7 protein-coding genes are annotated in these 6,199 nt (G+C 58.5%); 4 read left to right on the plus strand and 3 right to left on the minus strand.

Features of this window, described 5'->3' with window-relative positions:
• From ACFOMP_RS09545 to ACFOMP_RS09560, 4 genes are all read left to right on the plus strand, one after another.
• The coding region (locus tag ACFOMP_RS09545) for a DEAD/DEAH box helicase family protein (protein WP_379029867.1) at nucleotides 1-1,655 on the plus strand (1,655 nt) is incomplete at its 5' end.
• Between the two features lie 80 nt (nucleotides 1,656-1,735).
• Nucleotides 1,736-2,473, plus strand: a complete 738-nt coding sequence (locus ACFOMP_RS09550; RefSeq protein WP_379029869.1) for a hypothetical protein — start codon at nucleotides 1,736-1,738, stop codon at nucleotides 2,471-2,473.
• A gap of 543 nt (nucleotides 2,474-3,016) precedes the next feature.
• A complete protein-coding gene (locus tag ACFOMP_RS09555) occupies nucleotides 3,017-3,166 on the plus strand; it encodes a hypothetical protein (protein ID WP_230998489.1) in 150 nt (49 codons plus the stop codon).
• Nucleotides 3,163-3,441, plus strand: a complete 279-nt coding sequence (locus ACFOMP_RS09560; RefSeq protein WP_036765876.1) for a helix-turn-helix domain-containing protein — start codon at nucleotides 3,163-3,165, stop codon at nucleotides 3,439-3,441. The genes ACFOMP_RS09555 and ACFOMP_RS09560 overlap by 4 nt, the downstream gene beginning before the upstream one ends.
• A gap of 156 nt (nucleotides 3,442-3,597) precedes the next feature.
• On the opposite strand, the gene ACFOMP_RS09565 is transcribed toward ACFOMP_RS09560, so the two are convergent.
• The 3 genes from ACFOMP_RS09565 to ACFOMP_RS09575 all read right to left on the minus strand — a co-directional run.
• The gene (locus ACFOMP_RS09565; RefSeq protein ID WP_230998490.1) at nucleotides 3,598-3,816 is read right to left on the minus strand and encodes a hypothetical protein; all 219 of its coding nucleotides are present in this window, start codon (nucleotides 3,814-3,816) and stop codon (nucleotides 3,598-3,600) included.
• 41 nt (nucleotides 3,817-3,857) lie between these two features.
• Nucleotides 3,858-4,433, minus strand: a complete 576-nt coding sequence (locus tag ACFOMP_RS09570) for a DUF924 family protein (protein ID WP_230998491.1) — start codon at nucleotides 4,431-4,433, stop codon at nucleotides 3,858-3,860.
• The coding region (locus tag ACFOMP_RS09575) for a monovalent cation:proton antiporter-2 (CPA2) family protein (protein ID WP_379029873.1) at nucleotides 4,430-6,199 on the minus strand (1,770 nt) is incomplete at its 5' end. The genes ACFOMP_RS09570 and ACFOMP_RS09575, both read right to left, overlap by 4 nt.

The following is a 6,199-nucleotide window of genomic DNA, read 5'->3' on the forward strand; positions in this document are numbered from 1 at the left end:
GGGCGCGCAAGGCGGGCAACAGCGTCTTTGTCGACTCAGACATGCGGCCATATGGGGATCAGTGGGCCCATTTGTCGTCCTTGCCGAGAATGTCCCTGGCGGCGGTGACCGAGCACGTCGAAGCGGCAGAGCTCTCCGGGCGGGTGCTGGGTGTGCGAATGCCGGTGGATGACGAGCAGGCGGACGAGCCTTGGAAGATGCCCCCGTCGCGCCGCAGCACGCCACGACGCCTCGGTGTGGCCCTTCCGCAGACCATCAAGGTGACGATCGCCGATCAGATCTATATCGACCGGTCGGATCTGCCGACCGCTATGATCGCTCAGTTGGTGCGATTGGCGGCGTTCCAGAACCCGGAATTCTATCGCGCACAAGCAATGCGGCTACCGACATTTGGCAAGCCGCGAATTGTATCCTGTGCCGAACTGCACCCCCGACACGTCGCCCTGCCGCGCGGCTGCCTCGATGAAGTGATCGGGCTCCTTTCCGATCACGGAGCGACAGCCGATCTGGACGATTTGCGCGAAGATGGAACTTGTTTGCCAGAGACGGTTCGCTTCCGTGGCGAACTTCGCCAGCAGCAATCGCGCGCGTTTGATGCATTGGCCAAGCACGATACAGGCGTGCTCGCCGCCACGACCGCATTCGGAAAGACCGTCGTGGCCTCGGCGCTGATCGCGCATCGCGCTCGCAATACATTGGTTCTGGTCCATCGCCGTGAACTCCTCAGCCAGTGGGTCGAGCGCCTTGGGTCCTTTCTACAGATCGACCCGAAGCAGATCGGCACCATCGGTGCCGGAAAGCGCAAACCTACCGGTGTGATCGACGTGGCGCTGATCCAGAGCCTGGTTCGCAAGGGTGAAGTTGACGATATCGTTGGCAAATATGGCCATCTTGTCGTCGATGAGTGCCATCACCTGTCCGCTGCAAGCTTCGAGCTTGTCGCCCGCAGATCGAAGGCGCGCTACGTCACCGGATTGTCGGCAACCGTCGCCCGAAAAGACGGGCATCACCCGATCATCTTCATGCAATGCGGTCCGGTGCGCCATCAGGTGAGTGCCAAATTACAGGCTGCCGAAAGCGGCATTCACCATCGGGCCCGTGAGCGTCATACAAGATTCCGATTGCCAGAGGCTCTCGCCATGGCCGAGCGCCCATCCATGCCTGCGATCTATGCCGCTCTGGCGGAGGACCAGACCAGAAACGATCTGATCTTTGACGACGTTCTGAAGTCGCTGGAGGCCAAACGCTCGCCGATCGTGCTGACCGAGCGCAAGGATCACCTTGATTACTTTCAACAGCGGTTCTCCAGGTTCGCTAAGAACATCGTCGTGCTCCGTGGCGGCATGTCGGCAAAGGACCGGAAGGCCGCGCAGACTTCCTTGAGCGTTGCCGATGATGTAGAACGGCTGATCCTCGCAACAGGGCGCTATATCGGCGAGGGCTTCGATGATGCGCGGCTCGACACCCTGTTCCTGACGATGCCGATCGCTTGGAAGGGCACATTGGCGCAATATGTGGGCAGGTTGCACCGGCGGCATGACGACAAGAAAGACGTATTGGTGGTCGACTACGTCGACAGTTCGGTCCCGGTCCTCGCCAGGATGGCCGCCAAACGAAGAACCGGCTACCGGGCGCTGGGCTATATGATGGAGTGATCCAGATAAGAATACCATATCACATTTACCGTCTATTTGAGTGAAATGCTTTCGTCAACGCACCAACAAGGAAAAAGATCATGGCTGAGCCAAGCGGCGCTTTGGATGTTTCCAAAGCGATATCTGCAGCAACCAAATCCATTATAGACAAGGCATGGGAAATTTCTTGGGCGACCAGAATAATATTTATTGCTCTCTTCCTTGATATTTTCTTGCTCACTTGTGGATGTGGCGGCCTGCTGTCTTGGGTGCAGGGTGATCGGCCCAATATTAACATTGCGAGCGTGGTGGTGTTCGGAGCTTCGCTGTGCTTTATTGCAGCGTATGTTTTGCCTGCAGTGGTCTTTACAGCCAAAGCAATTTTCTTGGCGCTGCCGCTGCCGCTTCGATCCTCAGAGAGGATCAATAATCACCCGGATTATGTCCTAGACCAGCATGTCCTAAAGCGAGCAATTGAAAATGATAACAAATTTTTACTCGATTGGTACCTTGGAAACAAAGAGCAAGAAAAATCAAGAGAGGCAAAATTGCGCGACCTATCAGATCTTTTGTTTGGATTTATGATAATTGCAGCGTCAAATTTTTTGAGTCATTGGCTTTTTGACTTTCCGACAATTTTGTATGAAGTCGTCATAAGATTCGGCATCTGGGGAGAGGCCGTCCTCTTTGCGACTGGATTTTTTACTTTATTGTTTGTGTTTCGAGTGTGGTCAAGCTTTCACTATCCCTATATTTACCACCCGCCGATAGCGCGATCCCTTGAAGAGGAGAGAAAAAAACTTCCAAGATATCGAGCGCGTATGAATTTTAAAGACTAGCAACTATGCTTTGGATCCTGCGCCTGGCTGAGCGCGGACCGTCAGGGCAAGTACGCCCGACACGAAGCATCCTTTGTGTATCGAGGCAGTATATAGCGCAGGAAATCAACACAATAACAGAGAGCTTGCGTTCCCGCGAGAAATAGGGTTTCCGTCACCGGGACCGGGTGCACCGCTCTGATGTCCTTCGTCAAGTGCCGAGGCAAGCGAAATCCTCTAGCTTCGTCTTCACGCCTGCAGCAGAGGCCGAAATTGATGGTATCTGGGATTGCGGCACCGATAATTGGGGCTGGTGATCCGGTACTTCTTACTGCTTCTCCTCTTGCAAGAAGTAACCCGGTGGGCTACATGCAAGCATGCAGACAGTGGCGGAAACCCCTATCTTCACCCGACAGACCGAAAAGCTGTTCAATGAAGACGAGAAGCGGGAACTGATCGATTTTCTGGCCGAGAACCCCATGGCCGGTGATGAAATCCCTGGCACGGTGGGGTGCGCAACTCCGGTTCGCGGCCTCAGGTCGAGGCAAACGGGGCGGTGCTCGGGTGATCTACTACTATCTGGATGAAACCATGCCGCTTTACGCGCTGCTGGCCTATGCCAAGAACGCGAGAAGCGACATGACCCCGGATGAAAAGCGCACGGTGGCCGCGCTGGCCACGGCGCTGAAGGCTGCATGGAAGGAAAGGAAATGAGCACGTTTGGCGAGGATCTGATCCAGGCCATGGGCGAGGCACTGGCCCATGCCAAGGGAGAGGGGCCCGCAATCCTGCACGAGCCGGTCGATCCGCGAGAGGTCAGGATGCGGGCGAAGCTGACGCAGGCGCAAATGGCCCCGTTGATGGGGATGAGCCTTTCGGGGTATCGAAAGTGGGAACAGGGTCAGCGTCGCGTCTCTGGTCCTGCTGCCACGCTGCTGCGGGTGATCGAGAAAGAGCCCGGTGCGGTGCAGCGCGCCTTGGCGGGTTGACCTGAGTGCGTCGAGTAGATGGAAGTCGACTGGAAATCATCCCCCCGCATGGTTGGATGTATGCTGACCTGCCCCCCGGTCGTCCCTCGTTCATAACGAGGGTCCTTGGGGTTGATATTGGTCGGTTTCGGGTTGGGCAAGCGCGTCGGGCGCGGATCACTGCGTGTCGAACATCACTTCGCCGCCTCTCGGCGAGGCAAGATCGACCTGATGTCCTGCCTCGGTGAACATCAGGAAGGCGCGGGTCATTTCCTCGGCGAAGAAGCCGACCGGAAACCCCTTGAGCTCGGTCGTGTTGGAAACGATCGGCAGGATGCGGCGTGGCTTGCGCTTGATACCAATCCGAGTTTCGACTTTCAGGTCTGATGCGGGCATCTGTCAATTGCTCCTGTTATTGCTCTTGAGGGCCTGAGTTCCTATCCTTGGAACCCGCCGCCCTTGAGAAAGTCCGCCTCTGCTGGCGTGGTCGCGCGGCCGAGCATGGGATTGCGGTGGGGAAAGCGCCCGAAGAGCCGGATAATGTCGCGGTGCCCTTTGGCGTGATCGAGCCAGGGCCGACCGAGCCTTCCGTTCAGCGCCACGGAGACGTCCTGATCTGTGATTTCTTCCGAATGGGCGAAGGGCAGGCAGAAGAACAGACGCAGGTCCGCCTCGACGCGCTCCATATGCTCAACTGCCTTCGCCGCGCGGGCATAGTGGCGGGCCAGCGCATCGGTAGCGTACATGTGCGCTGTGCCGCGAAAGGCGTTGCGAGGAAACTGGTCGGTCAGAATCAGCAGCGCCAATGCGCCTTCGGGGGTTCTCATCCAGCCATCATGGCGCCGTTTGGCGACCTCTATGTGCAGGTCGAGAAATCGCTCCCGGAATTTGCGGTCAAAATCCTTGTCTTTGTCGAACCATCGGCCTTCACCGCCAGCTTGCTTCCAGAAGCCGACAACATCCGAAATCAGCGCGTCATCTCTGTGCCACCGTATTCTGGATATGGCCATCATGAAGATGCTCCCGGTTCGCCATTGCTCGGTGCGTTGCCGTGGATCAGGCCGCGACCGGCATAGATGCCTCCGACCGTCTCGATCTCGAAGCGTTCGGCGTCGCGACGGCGGATATCGGCCATCAGCTCCGTCGCCGCGTCCGGGTCGTCACCGAGCACGACCAAAGCCCGTTCGCTGAGTTTGAGGGCGGATTCGAAGGTCTCACGCACCTGATAGTCGACCCCGGCGTGAACCAGTTCGATTGCATGTTCACGATCAATCGAGCGGGCCAATACCGGCACCATCGGAAACTCGTGTCTCGCCAGCTCTGCGATCGTGGTCGCTGCCTTGGCATCGTTCACCGCGACGATGATGGCCCTGGCATCGTGCGCTCCAGCCGCATGAAGAATGTCGAGACGCGATCCGTCGCCGTAATAGATCTTGAACCCAAAATCCTCGGCGTCTCGAATCGCCTCGGTGCTCGTCTCGATGATCGAGACCGAATGGCCACGCGCCAGAAGTGGCTGGCTGACGATCTGGCCGAAGCGCCCGAAGCCGATGAGAAGCACGTTGCCCGATAGGTTCTCGACCGCTTCGACGCCATCCATCGATTGCACCGATTTCGGCACCAGCCGGTCGTGGATAATGACCATCAAGGGGGTGAGCACCATGGAGATGATGATGATCGCGGTCAGGTTGGCATTCCATTCGGGTGTCAGGATGCCGAACTGGGTGGCGGTAGCGTAAAGTACGAAGGCGAACTCGCCGCCCTGCGCCATCAGCACCGTGCGCTCGATCGCCTCTCGATTGTCAGCCTTGAGGAATCTCGCGACACCGTAGATCACAATCATCTTCAGGATCATGAAAGCCGGCACCGAGATCGCGATCACCGCCCAGTTGGTCGCAATAATGTTCAAGTCGAGTGCCATGCCAACGCCGAGAAAGAAGAGGCCGAGTAGCAGTCCGCGGAAGGGTTCGACATCGGCTTCGAGCTGATGGCGGAAGGCCGATTCCGACAGGAGCACGCCGGCGAGGAATGCGCCCATGGCCATGGACAGCCCGCCGACCTGCATCAGCACCGCCGCGCCGAGCACCACCAGGAGTGCCGCCGCCGTCATCACCTCGCGTGCCCCGAACTGGGCGAGCAGGCGGAACATTGGGTTGAGCAGGTAGCGTCCGGCTAGAACCAATGCTGCGATGGCGGCAAGTCCAATGACGACATTCGTAACGCGGTCGGCCAAGGTCGCCTCGGCTCCGCCGGGGGCGAGGAAGGCGACCAGCGCTAACAGCGGCACGATGGCGAGATCCTCCAGAAGCAGAATGGCTATGATCCGACGTCCCTTTGGCAGCCCCATCGCGCCGCGTTCCTCCAGCATCTGCATCACGATGGCGGTCGATGTCAGCACGAAGCCAGTGCCAGCGACGAAACTCGCCGCCGTCGGGTAGCCGAGCGCGATGCCGACCCAGACAAGAACGGTAATGGCGAGGCCTACCTGCAGGAGCCCAAGGCCGAAGATCTCGCCGCGCATGGCCCATAGACGCGAGGGCTGCATTTCCAGGCCGATGATGAAGAGAAACAGCACGACGCCCAGCTCGGCGACGTGGATGATCGACTGCGCATCGTGGAAGAAACCAAGACCGAACGGGCCGATCGCGAGCCCCGCGGCCAGATAGCCGAGGACCGAGCCGAGACCAGCGCGGCGAAACAGCGGCACGGTCACCACAGCAGCTGCGAGCAGAACGACCACAGCAATTAGGTCGACACCGCCGTGATGAACCGCCTCGGC

The sequence above is a fragment of the Paracoccus simplex genome (assembly GCF_042648325.1).
In the GTDB taxonomy this organism is placed as follows: domain Bacteria; phylum Pseudomonadota; class Alphaproteobacteria; order Rhodobacterales; family Rhodobacteraceae; genus Paracoccus; species Paracoccus simplex.